Genomic DNA, 17,665 nt, shown 5'->3' on the forward strand with positions numbered 1-17,665 from the left:
CCCGGGCACTGGATGCCCGCCCGGATGGCGTTCCGGCCGCGGTCTTCCCGCCGCCCCGATCAGCCCCGGTCTCCGTGGCCCGCGCCGTATCGTCCGGTGTTTCCCCGTTCATGAATGCGCTCCCTGCGTGATGGTGCAGACTGTCTGGCCAACAGGGAAGTACGGTCAGCGTTCCCCAACCTCACTCCTCCCCCAGGGGCTCATCGCCTGGATCATCGGCGGCCTCACCCGGATCCGGCGTTTGCATGGCGGCCGGTCGGGGCGTCCCGGCACGCCAGGGCGGCTCCGGCTGCTCCAGCCAATGGTCGGCCTTCTCGTCATAGCCGGAGCGGCGGTCACGGCTGGCCCGGCGCCACGCCGTTTCCAGCGACCAGAAGCGACCCATCTCTTCCTTCAACGGGATCAGCGGTCCCAGATCCTCCGGTTTGACAATACCGAATTCCAGCATGCGCCGGATCAGCAGGCGCACGGCGCGGGAGCGGGACGGGGGCGTCAGATCGGCCGGTTCGCTGCGACCGCAGGGGCGGCGGCGGTAATCGTCGATGGCCAGCGCATCCAGCACCGCGATCTCGATATCATTGAGATGGACCACCACAGCGGTGCCGATACGCCCGCCGCGATCCTGCAGATTGCGCTGGCGCCAACGCCGCTGCCGCTCGCGCTTGCTGATCCGGGCGCGTTCCGCCTTGTCCATGAAAACTCCTCCACCGCCGCCTGGCAGGGGGCGACAGTAGCGGCTTCCCGGCACGCTCGACAACGGTGAGAAATCCATGCGCAGTTTACACACAGCGACTTGAACGGCGCTCCTCACAGCCACGTTGAACACAGGCATGAAAAAGGCCGCCCGGCGGAGCGGGCGGCCCTTCACATTCCAGCAAAACCGTGCCGGCAAGAACCGGGCGGATCAGCCCAGCGCCTTGACCATGGTCGAGCCCAGGCTGGCCGGGCTTTCCGAGACATGGATGCCGGCGGCGCGCATGGCCTCCACCTTGAACTCGGCGGTATCGTTGCCACCGGAGATCACGGCACCGGCATGGCCCATGCGGCGGCCCGGCGGGGCGGTGCGGCCGGCGATGAAGCCGACGACGGGCTTCTTCAGACCGGACGCCTTGATGAACTCCGCACCCTTGACCTCGGCATCACCACCGATCTCACCGATCATGATGATGCCTTCGGTCTCCGGATCCTCGGCGAACATCTGCAGGGCATCGACGAAGTTGGTGCCGTTGACCGGGTCACCGCCGATACCGATGCAGGTGGTCTGGCCCAGACCGGCGGCCGTGGTCTGCGCCACCGCCTCATAGGTCAGGGTGCCGGAGCGCGACACGATGCCGATCTTGCCACGCTTGTGGATGTGGCCCGGCATGATGCCGATCTTGCACTCGTCCGGGGTGATGACACCCGGGCAGTTCGGACCGACCAGACGGGTGGCGCTGCCCTGCAGGGCCCGCTTCACCTTCACCATGTCCAGCACCGGAATACCCTCGGTGATGCAGACCACCAGCGGGATCTCGGCATCGATGGCTTCCAGGATGGCATCGGCCGCGAAGGGCGGCGGGACATAGATCACGGAGGCGTTGGCGCCGGTCCTGGCGACGGCATCGGCCACGGTGTCGAACACCGGCAGGTCCAGATGCGTGCTGCCGCCCTTACCGGGCGTCACGCCACCGACCATCTTGGTGCCGTAGGCAATGGCCTGTTCGGAGTGGAAGGTGCCCTGGGCGCCGGTGAAGCCCTGGCAGATGACCTTGGTGTTCTTGTTGACGAGAACGGCCATGTTACGCGGCCTCCTTCACGGCCTTCACGATCTTCTCGGCAGCGTCGGCCAGATTGTCGGCCGACAGGATCGGCAGGCCGGATTCGGCCAGGATCTTCTTGCCCAGGTCGACGTTGGTGCCTTCCAGGCGCACCACCAGCGGGACATGCAGGCTGACCTCGCGGGCCGCCGCCACCACGCCTTCCGCGATCACGTCGCAGCGCATGATGCCGCCGAAGATGTTGACCAGGATGCCTTCCACGTTGGGGTCGGACAGGATCAGCTTGAAGGCCGTGGTCACACGCTCCTTCGTGGCGCCGCCGCCCACATCGAGGAAGTTGGCCGGCTCGCCGCCATACAGCTTGATGATGTCCATGGTCGCCATGGCCAGGCCGGCGCCATTGACCATGCAGCCGATATTGCCATCGAGCTTGACGTAGTTGAGGCCGTGCTTGGTCGCCTCGGTCTCCGACGCCTCCTCTTCGGACTCGTCGCGCAACTCCTCGATATCCGCATGGCGGTAGAGGGCGTTGTCGTCGAAGTTCATCTTGGCGTCGAGGGCGATGACCTCACCCGTGCCGGTCACGACCAGCGGGTTGATCTCCACCAGGCTGGCGTCCAGCTCCACGAAGGCCTTGTACATGGCCGTCAGGAACTTGGTGGCGGCGCCGACCTGCTTGCCCTCCAGGCCCAGAGCGAAGGCGACCTTGCGGGCGTGATAGCCCTGCAAGCCCTCGACCGGGTCGATGGCGACCTTGACGATCTTTTCCGGGCTGTTGTGGGCAACCTCTTCGATCTCCATGCCGCCCTCGGTGGAGGCGACGATGGTGACGCGGGAGGAGGCGCGGTCCAGCAGCATGGACAGGTAGAGTTCACGGCGGATGTCCGCGCCCTCTTCCACATAGATGCGCTTGACTTCCTTGCCCTCGGGACCCGTCTGCTTGGTCACCAGGACCTTGCCCAGCATGGCGCCGGCATTGGCGACCACATCATCCACGGACTTGACGACGCGGACGCCGCCCTTGCCGTTGGGGTCGTCCTTGAAGCGGCCGGCGCCGCGGCCACCCGCATGGATCTGCGACTTCACCACCCAGACCGGGCCGCCCAGCTCGTCAGCGACCTTGCGGGCCTCGTCGGGCGTGTAGGCAACGCCGCCGCGGGGAACCGCGACACCGTATTTCTTCAGCAGGCCCTTGGCCTGGTACTCATGGATATTCATTGGTCCGCCGTCTAGCTCTGGATGGGAGACGGTCCGGCCGCGGCTCGCGCCATGATCCTGCGATCACAACCGCCGCTCCGCGTCCGCACGCCGGGGAAGGCCCCCCTCGCGGCGCGCACTGTAGCATCCCGTTGATGCGGATCAACCATCCTGAACGCAGGCGCAACAAGGCCAAGCTATACCGCTATGATAGGCCCGCACCGGCAGCGGAGCGGGAGACTACCGCAAGCACGCGGGTTTCAGGGCGCGGCACACCGTCGCTGGCTGATCGTCTCTGCAGAAACGGAAAGGCAGCCACGCCCCCAACGGGACGGGCCGCCTTGTTCCGCACCGCACCCGGCGTCCGGACTGGGGAACAGGCCGGCACCTTCTGCCGCAAGATCGGAGGAAAGCGAAGCGACAGGTCGAAAAGCGTCCCCACTGCGCGTCGCTTCGGACCGGACATGCCCGCTGCCACCCGGACACACAGAAAGGGGTCAACCCGCCACGACCGACAACGCGCATTACCCCGAAGGGACAAAAGCTATGGAGAACTCAACACGGGACCATTCAGACGCACCCAACCCCGCATTCCGGATATCCATAAGATATATCAAAACAAATATTTGGTTTCATTCAAATTACTTTCACAGCACTCGGTCGGGGCGGGTCTTTTCAGCATAGAATGTGGCAGTTTGCGACATAGCTGCGTCGTGTTGTAATCATCACCGGCGCAGCCGGTGTCCCGGGCGACGTTCTGACCGAAGGATCTGCAATGAGCGAACGCAAGACCATCCTCGTGACCGGCGGAGCCGGCTATGTCGGCAGCCACGCTGTTGCCGAACTGCGCTCCAGGGGCCACGACGTGGTGGTGATCGACAACCTGTCCCAGGGGCATCGGGCCGCCGTACCGGCCGAGGTGGAACTGGTGGTGGCCGACCTGCGCGACCGTGCGGCCCTGGACAGCATCTTCGCCCGCCATCGAGTCGACGCCGTGATGCATTTCGCCGCCCGGTCGCTGGTCGGCGAGTCCATGCGTCAACCGGATCTGTACCTGGGCGAAAATGTGGAGGCCGCCCGCACGCTGATCAACGCCACCGTGGCCGCCGGCGTGCGCAAGCTGGTGGCGTCCTCCACCGCCAACCTGTTCGGAACGCCGGACCGTACGCCCATCGACGAGGAGACGCCGATTGATCCGGGCAGTCCCTATGGGGAGAGCAAATACATCATGGAGCGCATGCTGGTTTGGGCCGAGCGCTGCCATGGCCTGCGTTCCGCCTGTCTGCGCTATTTCAACGCCGCCGGCGCCCATGTGGACGGTCATCTGGGCGAGGACCATGATCCGGAAACCCATCTGATCCCGCTGGTGCTGGATGCCGCGGCCGGCCGCCGCAGCCATATCGAGATTTTCGGCGCCGACTATCCGACGCCGGATGGGACATGCATCCGCGATTATGTGCATGTCACAGATCTGGCCGACGCGCACATCCGCGTGCTGGATGTGCTGGACACGCGCTCCGTCCGGTACAATCTTGGTACGGGCAAGGGGTACAGCGTGCGGGAGGTGATCGCCGCTGCCGAACGTGTTACCGGCCGCACCGTCCCGGTGCGGATGGGAGCGCGCCGGGGGGGTGATCCTGCCGTTCTGGTTGCCTCCAGCGCCCGGATCGAGACGGAGTTGGGGTGGCGTCCGCGGTTCCAGGACCTGGAGACCATCATTGCGACGGCCTGGGCATGGCGGGCCAGGAATCCGACCGGTTATGGCGAGACCACCGCCTCGACCGGCCAAGAAGCGAACTGAGCGGGGCAGTACGGAGAAAGGCCGGGATGATGATCCGACTGACACGACCGGGTGAGGCACGAGCGACGGCGGAAGCCCAGAGCGATACGCCGGTCAGCACCGTAGCCGTCTATCATGACGTCGCCCGTGTCATCGACCATATGCAGCGCCGACTGCATGATGTGGTGCGGGTGGAATTGGGCCGTATCGGTGTGGACGACATCAGCCCGATGCAGGTGCTGATGTTGCTGAACATCGACGGCGACGAGCTGTCGGTCCGCGACCTGATGGAGCGGGGCTATTATCTCGGCTCCAATGCCAGCTACAATCTGAAGCATCTGGTGGAGCGCGGCTATGTCGACCGCGCCGCCAGCCAGCGCGACCGCCGCGCCGCGCGGCTGAAGCTTTCGGAGAAGGGCCAGTGGCTCTGCGCCGAGATCACCAAGCTGGAGGAGCGGCAGGCCGGCTCCCTCTGTCGCGAACCGGAGGATGCCCGCGATCTCGAGACCACGTTCCGCACCCTGCGCCGGCTGGAGCGTCTGTGGGGCGACATCATCCGCTATGACGGGCGCGGTCGGGACTAAGCCGCCGCCATGGGGACCAGCGCTTCCCGGCCGACGAAACCCCGCCTGACCAGCGCCGACGTGGATCGGCTGCTGACCCGGCCCGGCGCGTCGAGCCGGATCGAGACCATCGTCAATCTGGTCGGGGAATTGGATCAGGACGCGCTGACGGAGGATGAGCGCAGGCTTGCCCTGGATGTGCTCCGCACCTTCGCCGCCGACGCCGAAACCGAGGTGCGGGCCGCCGTGGCCTGGCAGATCCACAACAGCCCGGCCATGACCGCCGACTTGGCCGAACAGCTGGTGCGCGACGTGGCCCGCGTCGCCGTGCCGATCCTGCGCCATGCCGACCGGCTGCCGGACTCGCTGCTGCTGGAAATCGTGGCCGAACGCGATCCGCAGAAGCAGCTGGCCATCGCCAGTCGCCGCAGCGTGTCGGAAGCGGTGTCCGCCGCCCTGGTCGAGAACGGCAACGTCATCACCGTGGTGCATCTGCTGCGCAACCGCGGCGCCCGGGTGACGGAGAAGACCCTGGCCCGGGCCGCCGACCGCTTCGGCCAAGTCCCCGCCGTGGCCGATGCCGCCGCCGCCCGGCCAGAGATCACACTGGCGGTGGTGGAGAAGCTGATCGCCTTCGTCTCGGAAGAGGTGCGGCAACGGCTGGTGGCGCGTCACGGGCTGGAGGCCGGACTGGCCCGGCGGCTGGCCGAGCGTGGGCGCGAAGCGGCCACCATGCGCCTGCTCCAGCCCCTGCTGATCCGGCCGAACGACGCCGAGATGATGGCCCGCCATCTGCACCGGCAGGGGCGGCTGACATCCCATATGTTGTTCCGTGCGTTGTGCGGCGGCGATCTGGACCTGTTCGTGGCCGGCATGGCCGCCAAGGCCGACATCACCATGGACAGCGCCCGGATCCTGGCCTGGGATGACGGGGTGCTGGGGCTGCGTTGCCTGCTGGATGCCGCCGGTATTCCCGCCCGCCTGGGGCGGGCCTTCCGGACGGCGCAGAAGGTGGCGCTGGAAACCGGACTGCTGACCGGGTCGTGCAGCCGCGAGGCCTATCAGGCCACCGTGCTAGACGAACTTCTGCGCACCGTCGCCACCGCCGATGACCCCGAGGTGGACGAGATGGTGATGCAGGCCTGCGATCAGCCCGGCCTGGACCCGACCGCCGAACTGATGCCCGTCGGCACCTGACCATCCCGCACGGCCCACCGGCACAGCAGCGGGCGCCAGTTCAGTGGCACCAGACAATGGGTCAGCGCGCCATCCGCTTTGGCTTCATGGCGAAGCCAAACCAGATGGTTCTTGATCGGCGATCGATCAGGCGTGCAGCCGCCGTCCGCTGGCACCCGCCTTCATCCAGCCGTCCAGCCAGGCGGCGGAGCAGTCCGGTTCCTCGGTGAAGGGGTTGTCCAGGGCGGTTTCCCCGCGGGCATGGGCGGCCATGCCCATGACATGCGCCATCAGCGCGAAGCCGGTCAGTTCGTGGCGCTCGGCAACAGCGATGGTCTGCATGGCGTGGTTCCTCTCCCGTCAGGTGAGGGTCACGATATGATTCGGCCAGTTAACAATCTCTGATCTGGATCAATCACCGACCGGTAAATGCGCCGATCGCTGAAAAGCGAAGCGCCCGGTCAAGCGACCGGGCGCCGCCAGCGCGGACGGACGGCCCGCGCTGGACTATCGGTGCCGGGCCTACTGCGGTCAGACGCCCACGGCGCCGCCGCCCTGCTTGGTGATGGCCACCACCGAGGGGCGCGGCGGGATGCGCTCGTCGAAGTCGGGCCAGCGGGTGCCCGGATCCTCGAACTTGGCGCGCCCGCCGGACTTGGTGAAGTCCTGCACGCCGTCCACGCCGGGGTGCTGCACCGCCACGAACAGGGTGCCATCGTCGGGCGTGAAGATCGGCCCGCACATCTCCGCGCCCACCGGCACGCGGAAGAACAGGCGGCCGGTGCCACGCATCGGTCCCTGCGTCTCCAGCGCCCAGATGCCATCGGCGGACCCGCTGGCGCGCTTCCAGTCATTGCCCTGGTCGGTGGCGATCCACAGACGGCCCTGGTGATCGACGGCGCAGTTGTCCGGGCAGCTGAACCAGCCATTGGCCGTGGTGGCCTCGTTGAAGCTGGCGCCGGTCTTGGGATCGGCCGGGTTGCCGGCCTTGACCAGGATGTTCCAGGTGAAGCGGTCGGCGGTATGGTCGCCATCGGGCGGCATCATCTCGACGATGTGACCCCAGATGTTGGCGCCGCGCGGATTGGCGGCATCGGCCTTGGCATGGTTGACCGGCGAGGGATAGTCCGCGGCCTTGCGGTCCTCGTTGTTGGTCAGCATGGCATAGACGGCGTTGGTCTTCTGGTTGACCTCGATATCCTCCGGCCGGTCCATGCGGGTGGCGCCCACCAGCGTGGCGGCGATGCGGGCCATGATGACCACGTCACCCTGGTCATTGAAGCCGTTCTCCTTGGTCAGCGGCCCCTGCCCATGCACCAGCGGCAGCCAGGTCAGGCCGCCATCGGCGTCGAAGCGCGCCACGGACAGCGTGCCCTCTTCCAGCAGCTTCATATTGGCGGCGCGGTCCTTGGGGTTGAACTTGCCCTTGGAGACGAAGCGGTAGATGTGCTCGAAGCGCTGATCGTCACCCATATAGACGGCGACGCGGCCATCCTTGCCGATGCCGACTCCGGCGCCCTCATGCTTGAAGCGGCCCAGGGCCGTATGCTTGCGCGGCGTGGACTTGGGATCATAGGGGTCGATCTCGATCAGCCAGCCGAAGCGGTTGGCCTCGAACGGCTCCTTGTTGACATTGAAGCGCTCGTCGAACCGGCCCCACTGGTAGCTGTTGCTGGGCACGGTCATGCGGTCGTAATTGCGCTGCTCCGGGTGGGACTGGTCGACGGCCCCCATGAAATAGCCGTCGATATTCTCCTCACAGGTGAGGATGGTGCCCCAGGGCGTCACGCCGCCGGCGCAATTATTGATCATGCCGATGACGGTGCGGCCGTCGGGATCGGCCTTGGTCTTCATGCGGCGATGGCCGGCAGCCGGGCCGGCGATGGTGAAGGCCGTCTCCAGCGCCGTGATGCGGCGGTTGTAGGGGCTGTCCTTGACATAGGTCCAGGCGCCGTCCTTGCCGCGGCGGATCTCCACCACGCTGCCGCCATGGGCGGCCATCTCCACCGCCACGATCTCCTTGGTGATGCGGGCGGGGTCGATGCGGTCGCTGGCCGGATCGACCAGACCGGGAAACATCACCTCGGTGTTGGTGTATTCGTGGTTGGCCCAGAGCAGGCCATGGTCGGCCGTGGTGGCGCCCTGCGGCAGGGGCAGGAAACCCAGGAAATCGTTGTTGTAGCCGAACTGCGCCTTCTGCGACTCGGCCGTCTGCTTGTAGGGGTCGAAGGCCGGGCTGTCCTTGAACAGCGGGTCGCCCCAGCGGATCAGGACCTTGGCGTCATAACCCTTGGCCACATGGTGCGTGGCGTCCACGCCACGCTCCAGCTCCGGGAAGGCGAAGCTGAAGCCGTCCTTGCCGGCCCCGGCGGCGCCAGCGGATGCGGCCTGGGCTTCCGCCGGCAGCAGCTCCGGCAGGGCCGGCATCAGCGCCGCCAGGGCGGTGCCGGTCAGCACCCCCCGCAGGATGTCGCGGCGGCCGTGGCGGCGCTGCAGCACCTCGCCGAAGGTGGGAGCCGCGTCCGGGCTGACCGCCTGGTCCTGGAGATCGTGGAATTCATCATAGGACAGGGACTTGGTCATCGACAGGACTCCGCCAGCAGAGACCGCGGCACTGGGCCGCGGCCGAACAATGTTGATCCCGCCACAGCCTTCGCAGCAGGTTTCGCCTGGTTATAGCGCGGGAAAACGACAGTTTCGTTACAGTTCGCCGGATCAATCAGGCCGGGCGAGGCCGGCCTGCCCTGCTGCCGCCCCTGTGACGCGGACACCACCACCACGAGATCACTGCATTCCCGCGCTTGCCGGGATAGTCCGAACTGATTAGGTTCAGGCTCCGGGTCCGTGCTCGTCCGGTCCCATGAACCCGATGTTATGCCTTGGACCCGAGCCTTCTGGACCCGACGACAATGAAATCGTTCCTGCGCACGGCCGCCGCCGCTTTTGCTTTGTTCGCCGCCGCTGCCGGTCCCGCCGCCGCCTTCGAACCCGCCATCGTCTTCGATATGGGCGGACGCTTTGACAAGTCCTTCAACGAGGGCGCCAACATGGGCGCCGAGAAATTCAAGAAGGACACGGGCACCGACTTCAAATGGTTCGAGGTGACCAACGAGGCCCAGCGCGAGCAGTTCCTGCGCCGTCTGGCCCAGCGCGGCACCGATGTCATCGTCGCCGTCGGCTTCTCCATGGCCCCGTCGGTGGAGAAGGTGGCCAAAGAATTCCCCAAGGTCCGCTTCACTCTGATCGACAATGTCGTCGACCTGCCCAACGTGCAGTCGGTGGTGTTCTCCGAGCAGGAGGGCAGCTATCTCGTCGGCATGCTGGCGGCCATGGCCAGCAAGTCGGGCACTGTCGGATTCATCGGCGGCATGGACATCCCGCTGATCCGCCGTTTCGAGTGCGGCTATGAGCAGGGCATCAAGGCCATCAAGGCCGATGCCCAGATCCTGGTCAACATGGCCGGCAACACCCCCACCGCCTGGGCCGACCCGACCCGCGGCAGCGAGCTGGCCAAGAGCCAGTTCGACCGCGGGGCCGACGTCATCTTCGCCGCCGCCGGCCAGACCGGCATGGGCGCCCTGCAGGCCGCCGCCGACGCCAAGAAGCTGGCCATCGGCGTGGACAGCAACCAGAACCATCTGTTCCCCGGGACCATGCTGACCAGCATGGTCAAGCGCGTGGACGTGGCCGCCTACGAGGCCTTCCGCACTGCCAAGGACGGGACATGGAAGGGCGGCGTGCAGCGCCTGGGCCTGAAGGACGACGGCGTCGCCTGGGCCGATGACTCGTACAACAAGAGCCTGATCACGCCGGAGATGCGCGCCAAGGTCGAGGCTGCCGCAGCAGAGATCAAGGCCGGCACCCGCAAGGTGGCCAACCTCGACGATTCCGGCGCCTGCAAATACTGATCCCGAGGACGTCCGCCCCGTGACACCGGTTCCTCCTGCCGCAGCCACCGCCCAGCCCTGGGCGGTGGAACTGGTCGGCATCGACAAGCGTTTCGGCCCCGTGCACGCCAACAGGGATGTGCATCTTCAGATCGCCGCCGGCTCCATCCACGGGCTGGTGGGGGAGAACGGGGCCGGCAAGTCCACGCTGATGAGCATCCTCTACGGCTTTTATCAGGCCGACGCGGGCGAGATCCGCGTGCGGGGGGAGCCGGTGCGCATCAAGGGACCGCAGGACGCCATCGCGCTGGGCATCGGTATGGTCCACCAGCATTTCATGCTGGTGGAGACCTTCACCGTTCTGGAAAACCTGCTGCTGGGGCATGAGGGGGGGGCTGTCCTGGGACCGGCCCGGGCCCGCGCCCGCCGCAATGTGGAGGAGCTGGAGCGCGACTTCGGCCTGGAAGTGCCACTGGATGCCGTGGTCGCCGACCTGCCGGTGGGTGTGCAGCAGCGGGTCGAGATCCTGAAGGCCCTCTATCGCGGCGCCGAGGTGCTGATCCTGGACGAGCCGACGGCCGTGCTGTCGCCACCGGAGGCACAGCAGCTGTTCCGAATCCTGGACCGCCTGCGGAGCCAGGGCCGGACCGTGCTGCTGATCACGCACAAGCTGAAGGAGATCATGGCCATCACCGACCATGTGTCGGTGCTGCGCCAGGGTCAGGTGGTGGCCGGATTCGCCACGGCCGACACCAACGAGCAGGAACTGGCCGACGCCATGGTCGGGCGCAAGGCCGTACTGACCCTGGACAAGGCCCCGGCCCGTCCGGGTGCTGCAGTACTGACCGTGGACGGCGTCACCGTCACCGACGCCCAGGGGATCGACCGGCTGCAGGACGCGCGGTTCCAGGTGCGGGCGGGCGAGATCGTCGGCATCGCCGGCGTGGCCGGCAACGGCCAGTCGGAATTGCTGGAGGTGCTGGCCGGTATGCTACCCTTCAGCCACGGCACCCTGACGCTGAAGGACCAGCCCATCGGCCCCGGCGATGGCTATGACGCCGCCGGGGCCCGCCGCCGCGGCGTGGCCCATGTGCCGGAAGACCGGCTGAAGCTGGCCGTGGTCAAGGCCTTCCCGGCCTATCAGAGCGCCATTCTGGGCTATCAGGACGACCGCGCCTTTTCCCCGGGCTGGCGGCTGGACTGGAAACGGGTGGTGGCGCGGACGGCGGCGCTGATGGAGCGCTTCGATGTGCGCCCGCGCAACCCGCTGCTGAAATCCTCACTGTTCTCCGGCGGCAACCAGCAGAAGCTGGTGATGGCGCGTGAGATCGAGCGCGAGCCCGACCTGCTGCTGGTGGGCCAGCCGACCCGCGGCGTGGACATCGGTGCCATCGCCTTCATCCATCGTGAACTGGTCGCCCTGCGCGACCGCGGCAAGGCCATCCTGCTGGTCAGCGCCGAACTGGAAGAGATCCTGGCCTTGAGCGATCGCATCCTGGTCATGTGCGGCGGCCGCATCGTCGGCGAGTTGTTGGCCGCAGAGGCCACGGAAGGCCGCATCGGTCGCATGATGGCCGGCATCAGCGGCGACGGCGCAGCCCAGGCCCCGGCGGGAGCGGACGCATGAGCACGGCGACACGGACGGACGGCCTGCCCTGGTGGGCGACGGCCCTGGTGCTGCCGGTGTTCAACATCGCGCTGGCGCTGCTGATTTCAGCCCTGGTGATCCTGGCCATCGGCGAGGATCCGGTGGGCGCCCTGACCAGCATGCTGGCCGGCGCCTTCGGTAGCGGCACCGGGCTGGGCTACACACTCTATTACGCCACCAGCCTGATCTTCACCGGCCTGTCGGTGGCCGTGGCCTATCATGCCGGCCTGTTCAACATCGGCAGCGAGGGACAGGCCTATGTGGGTGGCCTGGGTGTCGGTCTGGTCTGTCTGGCGCTGGGCGGCTGGCCCTGGTGGCTGGTCCTGCCGCTGACCATTCTGGCCGGTGGTGCCTTCGGCGCCGCCTGGGCCGCCGTCCCCGGCTATCTCCAGGCCTATCGCGGCAGCCACATCGTCATCACCACCATCATGTTCAATTTCATCGCCGCGGCGCTGATGGCCTATCTCATGGTCAATGTCCTGAAGGCGCCGGGGCAGATGTCGCCGGAAAGCCGCGGCTTCGACGACAGTGTCACCCTGCCGATGATCCACGACATGCTGGGAGCCATCGGCATCGAGACGGCCAATGCGCCGCTGAACCTGTCGCTGCCGCTGGCGCTGGCCGCCTGTGCCCTGGTCTGGCTGTTCATCTGGCACACGCGCTGGGGCTTCGCCCTGCGCACCGTGGGCGCCAACGAGCACGCCGCCCGCTATGCCGGCATGAATGCCCGCCGCATCACCGTGGTGGCCATGGCCCTGTCCGGCGCCCTGGCGGGGTTGATGGCCATCAACGAGTTGCAGGGCGTGCAGCACCGGCTGCTGCTGAACTTCCCGGCCGGACTGGGCTTCACCGGCATCGCCGTGGCGCTGATGGGCCGGGCGCATCCGGCCGGCATCATCCCCGCCGCCATCCTGTTCGGCGGGCTGCTGCAAGGCGGGGCCGAACTGGCTTTCGACTATCAGAGCATCAGCCCGGAGCTGGTGGTGGTAATCCAGGGTGTGGTCATCCTGTTCGCCGGCGCGCTGGAGCATATGTTCCGCCCGGCGCTGGCCCGCCTGTTCACCCGCAGCGCCAAGCCGGTGGGAGCCTGACCATGGATGGCCTGATCTGGATCCTGTCCCTGCTGGACAGCATGGTGCGTCTGGCGGCGCCGCTGTTCCTGGCCGCCCTGGCCGGCTTTTATTCGGAGCGGGCCGGTGTCATCGCCCTGGACCTGGAAGGCAAGATGCTGGCTGGCGCCTTCGCCGCGGCGGCCACGGCCGCCGTCACCGGGTCGGCCTGGCTAGGCCTGGGGGCTGCCGTCATCGCCGCCATGGCCATGTCGCTGCTGCACGGTTTCGCCAGTATCACCCACCGCGGCGACCAGGTGGTGTCGGCCGTGGCCATCAACACCATCGCCCTGGGGCTGACGGCCGTGCTGGCCAATGCCTGGTTCGGGCTGGGCGGGCGCACACCCAATCTGGAGGCCGGCGCCCGCTTCGGCGAGATCACCCTGCCCCTGGCCGAGACACTGCGGCCGCTGCCGCTGCTGGGGCCGCTCTATGCCGAAGTCATCAGCGGCCACAACATCCTGGTCTATATCGCCGCCGTTCTGGCGCCGCTGAGCGCCTGGATCGCCTATCGCAGCCGCTTCGGCCTGCGCCTGCGGGCCGTGGGCGAGAATCCGGCGGCGGTGGACACGGCCGGCATTTCCGTGCCGGCCCTGCGCTATCAGGCTGTGCTGATCAGCGGCTTTCTCTGCGGCATCGCCGGTGCCTATCTGTCGACGGCGCAGGGCGCCGGCTTCCAGCAGAACATGACCGCCGGCAAGGGCTATCTGGCCCTGGCCGCCCTGATCCTGGGCAAGTGGCGGCCGTTGCCGACCCTGGCGGCCTGCCTGCTGTTCGCCTTTGCCGACGCCTTGCAGACGCGGCTGCAGGGTGTGGCCGTGCCCGGCATCGGCGAAGTGCCGGTGCAACTGATCGAGGCCCTGCCCTATGTGCTGACGGTGCTGCTGCTGGCCGGCTTCGTCGGTCGCGCCGTCCCGCCCAAGGCCGTCGGCACGCCCTACGTCAAGGACCGCTGACAGCCGCCGTCTGAGGAGCGGAACGGCTGGACCAGGTCCAACCGCCGCCATCGTTGACGGTCGCGCAAGGTTCTGGGCTGTCGACAGCAACACCGGGGCGAGGTGATGGGGATCTTCTCGGCCACCCAGCCGGGTCCAATCGGTCGGCCTCCCCGTGATGGCAGACCCGACCGATTCCTGAAGGAATTTGGCGGGCTCATGTCGAACAGGGCAGGCTGGCGTCACTCCGCCCCGACGCAAAGCTCGGGCCTGTCCTGCTTCGCCGGCATACCGTAGGCGCGGAAGAAGGCATCGAGTGCCAGTTCCACGTCGGCGTCCATCTGTTCCGGAGTTGGTAACGGCAGGACGTTCCACAGCCGCAGCAGCTGCGTCTGAGACTGGCACAATGCCAGGAGATGGCGGGCGACCACCATCGGGTCCGCCCGGCGCAATTGGCCGCGGTCCATGGCCTGGGCCATGTATTCCGCAATTTTCAGCCAGGACTGTTTCGGAGCCCGTTCATAAAAGATGGCCCCCAGTTCAGGGAAACGGCGGGCCTCGGCAATGACCAGATGATTCAGGTTCATGGCCTTGTCTGACAACACCTTGCGCAGGAAGGCGCGGCAGAAGCTGCGCAACGTGTCCTCAAGCCGGCCATCCGGAGTCAGCAGCGACAGCATTTCTTCCCGGAACAGCCGGGTTTCCTCCTCCAGCACGGCAGCGAACAGCTCTTCCTTCGACGGAAAGTAGCTCCACAGCGTGGTTTTCGATCCACCGACACTGGCGGCGATGGAGGACATGCTGGTGCCAGCATAGCCATTCTCAAAGAACGATATGCGGGCGACATTGATGATCGCCTCTCGGCGAATCTGACGGCGGGTTTCGCGACGGCTGACTGACATAACCGTACTATACAGTACATTTTTCGATTGACAAGAGGGAGACGGAAGCGCAGATGTCACACCGTACTACACGGTACGGTTCCCCATGCAACACAATGTATCGATTGCCGGGTCCCTGCGGGTCCTGGCCCTCACGTCCGTTCTCCTCAGCGGCTGTGCGGTGATTCCACCGGACCTGGGGGAAGCCCCAGCCCCCCGCACGGCCAGCAGTCTGGACAGCGCCCGCAGCCTGACCGCCCCCCCGACCGACTGGCCGGACAAGGCCTGGTGGTCGCACTATGGCGACCCGCAGTTGGTCACGCTGATCGACGAAGCCGTGGCCGGCTCCCCCGATCTGGCAGCAGCAACGGCGCGCCTGCGCATGGCCGAAGCGCTGGCGGAGCAGGCCGGCGCCAGCCGCCTGCCCTCGGCCGCGGTGGACGGCACCGCCGGCTATGCCAAGCAGAGCTACAACAACGGCGTGCCGCCGGCCTTCGTGCCCCATGGCTGGAACGATACGGGGCGGACAGCGCTGACGGTCGGGTTCGATCTCGACCTCTGGGGCCGCAATCGCGCCACTCTGGCAGCCGCCACCTCGGAAGCCGAGGCGGCGCGGGTTGAGGCGGAAGCCGCGCGTCTGACGCTCGCAACCAACGTGGCGGCCGCCTATGCCACCCTGGCCCAGCTCTATGCCGACCGGGACGTGGCGGAGTCGGCCGTGCGCATTCGCGGCGACAGTCTGCAGTTGGTCGAGCGGCGGCTGAAGAACGGGCTGGAGACGCTGGCCTCGGCCAAGCAGGCAGCCGCCGCCGTGCCTGCCGCCCGGGCCGAACTGGCCGCCATCGACGAATCCATCGCCCTGACCCGCAACCGCATCGCCGCCCTGATCGGTACGGGACCGGACCGTGGCCTGACCATCCAGCGCCCGGCGGTGGGCCGGCTGCATGCCGTGGGGGTGCCGGCCAATCTCGGCCTCGACCTCATCGGTCGCCGCCCCGACATCATCGCCGCCCGCCTGCGGGCCGAGGCGGAAGCCGATCGGATCAAGGCGGCCAGGGCCGACTTCTATCCGAACATCAACCTGTCCGCCGTCATCGGCTTGCAGTCCCTGGGCCTGTCGAAGCTGACCGACAGCGGGTCCAGCTATGGCACGGTCGCCCCAGCCGTGAATCTGCCGATCTTCGATGGCGGCCAGCGCAGCGGCCGCTACCGGCAGGCCCGGGCCACCTATGACGAGGCCGTGGCCAGCTATGACCGCACCCTGACCGAGGCCCTGCACGACGTAGCCGACGTGGTGGCCAGCCAGCGGGCGCTCTCCACCCGGCTGACCGAGGCCAAGACGGCCCTGGCGGACTCCGAACAGGCCTACGCCATCGCCAAGCAGCGGTACGAGGGCGGCCTGTCCACCTATCTGACCGTCCTTTCCACCGAAGAGGGGCTGCTGGCCCAGCGGCGGACCGTCGCCGATCTGGAAGCCCGCGCCTTCATCCTGGACGTGGATCTGGTCCGCGCCCTCGGCGGCGGCTTTACCCAAAGCTGACACGCGTCCCCGCAAGGATATCCGACATGACCACCACCGCAGACACCAACGGGGCGCCCGTCGTGACCACCCGCTCCGCCGAATCCGACAAGCGCAGCCTGCGCGCCCGCCTGATGGCCGGCATCGCCGGTGCCGTGCTGCTGGCCGCCGCCGGCTACGGCGCCTGGTACGCCGTGATTGGTTCCGCCCATGTGACCACTGACAATGCCTATGTCGGTGCCGACTCCGCCCAGGTGACGCCGCTGGTCGGCGGCCCGGTCAAGGCGGTCAACGTCTCCGATACACAGGCGGTCACGCGGGGCGATATCCTGGTCGAACTGGATGATGCCGATGCCCGCATCACTCTGGCCCAGGCCGAAGCCGACCTGGATCAGGCCCGCCGCCGCTTCGAACAGACGACGGCCACCAACACCGCCCTGTCCGGTCAGATGGCTGCCCGCGCGGCCGATGTGGATCGCGCCAAGGCCCAGCTTGCCGTGGCCCAGTCCAATTTCGACAAGGCCCGGATCGATCTGGAACGTCGGCAGGCCCTGGCCAAGGGGGGGGCCGTGTCCGGTGACGAACTGACCACAGCCACCAATGCCTTCGCCGCCGCCCAGGCCAATCTGGCCCTGGCCCGCGCCGGCGTCACCCAGGCCGACGCTGCCCTGGATGCGGCCAGGGGCGAACTGGCCGCCAACGCGGCGCTGATCCACGGCTCGACCATCGAGACCGATCCCGCCGTCGCCGCGGCCCAGGCCCGTCTGGACCAGGCCCGGCTCGACCTGGAGCGGACCCGCATCCGTGCTCCCATCGACGGCATCGTCACCAGCCGGCGGGTCCAGGTCGGCCAGCGCGTGGCGGCCGGAACACCGGTCATGACCGTGGTGCCCGTGGACCAGCTCTATGTGGATGCCAACTACAAGGAAGGCCAGCTGACCGAGGTGAAGATCGGGCAGCCGGTCGAACTGGTGTCCGACCTCTATGGCGGCGACGTGGTCTTCCACGGCAAGGTGGTCGGGCTGGCCGGCGGCACCGGGGCAGCCTTCGCCCTGATCCCGGCCCAGAACGCCACCGGCAACTGGATCAAGGTGGTGCAGCGCCTGCCGGTGCGCATCGCCCTCGACCCGCAGGAGCTGAAAGCCCATCCGCTGCGCGTCGGCCTGTCGATGGAAGCCGACATCGACGTCCGGGCGGGCAAGTGAGGCCGACC

General features: G+C 67.4%; 15 protein-coding genes. 9 read left to right on the forward strand and 6 right to left on the reverse strand.

The genetic code is table 11. The features are described 5' to 3' along the window. Positions 1–181 precede the first annotated feature (181 nt). The 3 genes from DK368_RS10240 to sucC all read right to left on the reverse strand — a co-directional run bounded on the left by DK368_RS10240 (position 182) and on the right by sucC (position 2,975). Positions 182–694 carry a hypothetical protein gene (locus tag DK368_RS10240; protein ID WP_114393854.1) on the reverse strand — a complete coding sequence of 171 codons (513 nt, stop codon included), beginning with the start codon at positions 692–694 and terminating at the stop codon, positions 182–184. Positions 695–904: 210 nt separating this feature from the next. Beyond that, entirely contained in the window at positions 905–1,777 is an 873-nt protein-coding gene (gene sucD / locus DK368_RS10245) for a succinate--CoA ligase subunit alpha (RefSeq protein WP_114393855.1), read from the reverse strand. Between the two features lies 1 nt (position 1,778). Next, complete coding sequence (sucC, locus tag DK368_RS10250; protein WP_114393856.1) at positions 1,779–2,975, reverse strand: ADP-forming succinate--CoA ligase subunit beta; 1,197 nt, start codon at positions 2,973–2,975, stop codon at positions 1,779–1,781. 754 nt (positions 2,976–3,729) lie between these two features. Between sucC and galE the strand changes: the two genes are divergently transcribed. Genes galE through DK368_RS10265 form a run of 3 tightly spaced genes read left to right on the forward strand, consistent with a single transcriptional unit; the run spans position 3,730 to position 6,494 of the window. Next, a complete protein-coding gene (gene galE / locus DK368_RS10255) occupies positions 3,730–4,755 on the forward strand; it encodes a UDP-glucose 4-epimerase GalE (protein ID WP_114393857.1) in 1,026 nt (341 codons plus the stop codon). Between the two features lie 26 nt (positions 4,756–4,781). After that, positions 4,782–5,318 (forward strand): MarR family winged helix-turn-helix transcriptional regulator, encoded by a 537-nt coding sequence (locus tag DK368_RS10260; RefSeq protein WP_240002430.1) that lies wholly within the window; start codon positions 4,782–4,784, stop codon positions 5,316–5,318. A gap of 9 nt (positions 5,319–5,327) precedes the next feature. Then, positions 5,328–6,494 carry a DUF2336 domain-containing protein gene (locus DK368_RS10265; RefSeq protein ID WP_240002431.1) on the forward strand — a complete coding sequence of 389 codons (1,167 nt, stop codon included), beginning with the start codon at positions 5,328–5,330 and terminating at the stop codon, positions 6,492–6,494. Between the two features lie 126 nt (positions 6,495–6,620). Here the strand turns inward: DK368_RS10265 and DK368_RS10270 are convergent, their stop codons facing one another. After that, the gene (locus DK368_RS10270; protein ID WP_114393858.1) at positions 6,621–6,815 is read right to left on the reverse strand and encodes a hypothetical protein; all 195 of its coding nucleotides are present in this window, start codon (positions 6,813–6,815) and stop codon (positions 6,621–6,623) included. A gap of 189 nt (positions 6,816–7,004) precedes the next feature. After that, positions 7,005–9,056 (reverse strand): PhoX family protein, encoded by a 2,052-nt coding sequence (locus tag DK368_RS10275; protein ID WP_114393859.1) that lies wholly within the window; start codon positions 9,054–9,056, stop codon positions 7,005–7,007. Between the two features lie 326 nt (positions 9,057–9,382). On the opposite strand from DK368_RS10275, the gene DK368_RS10280 reads away from it, so the two are divergent. The 4 genes from DK368_RS10280 to DK368_RS10295 are packed head-to-tail and all read left to right on the forward strand — an operon-like array spanning position 9,383 to position 14,073. Then, positions 9,383–10,381 carry a BMP family lipoprotein gene (locus DK368_RS10280; protein WP_114393860.1) on the forward strand — a complete coding sequence of 333 codons (999 nt, stop codon included), beginning with the start codon at positions 9,383–9,385 and terminating at the stop codon, positions 10,379–10,381. Positions 10,382–10,400: 19 nt separating this feature from the next. Then, positions 10,401–11,987, forward strand: a complete 1,587-nt coding sequence (locus DK368_RS10285) for an ABC transporter ATP-binding protein (protein ID WP_114393861.1) — start codon at positions 10,401–10,403, stop codon at positions 11,985–11,987. Further along, positions 11,984–13,099 (forward strand): ABC transporter permease, encoded by a 1,116-nt coding sequence (locus DK368_RS10290; protein ID WP_114393862.1) that lies wholly within the window; start codon positions 11,984–11,986, stop codon positions 13,097–13,099. The genes DK368_RS10285 and DK368_RS10290 overlap by 4 nt, the downstream gene beginning before the upstream one ends. A 2-nt stretch (positions 13,100–13,101) precedes the next feature. After that, positions 13,102–14,073: an ABC transporter permease gene (locus DK368_RS10295; protein WP_114393863.1), complete on the forward strand. Its 972-nt coding sequence runs from the start codon at positions 13,102–13,104 to the stop codon at positions 14,071–14,073. A gap of 221 nt (positions 14,074–14,294) precedes the next feature. On the opposite strand, the gene DK368_RS10300 is transcribed toward DK368_RS10295, so the two are convergent. After that, positions 14,295–14,954, reverse strand: coding sequence for a TetR/AcrR family transcriptional regulator (locus DK368_RS10300; protein WP_193552279.1), 660 nt, complete (start codon positions 14,952–14,954; stop codon positions 14,295–14,297). Between the two features lie 85 nt (positions 14,955–15,039). Here DK368_RS10300 and DK368_RS10305 point away from each other — a divergent pair, with 85 nt between their 5' ends. Together DK368_RS10305 and DK368_RS10310 are read left to right on the forward strand one after the other, a co-directional pair. Further along, positions 15,040–16,473, forward strand: coding sequence for an efflux transporter outer membrane subunit (locus DK368_RS10305; RefSeq protein WP_114393864.1), 1,434 nt, complete (start codon positions 15,040–15,042; stop codon positions 16,471–16,473). Between the two features lie 26 nt (positions 16,474–16,499). Continuing rightward, positions 16,500–17,657, forward strand: a complete 1,158-nt coding sequence (locus DK368_RS10310) for an HlyD family secretion protein (RefSeq protein WP_114393865.1) — start codon at positions 16,500–16,502, stop codon at positions 17,655–17,657. Positions 17,658–17,665 lie beyond the last annotated feature (8 nt).

Origin of the sequence: Oleisolibacter albus (assembly GCF_003336875.1) — a bacterium.
GTDB lineage: Bacteria > Pseudomonadota > Alphaproteobacteria > Azospirillales > Azospirillaceae > Niveispirillum > Niveispirillum album.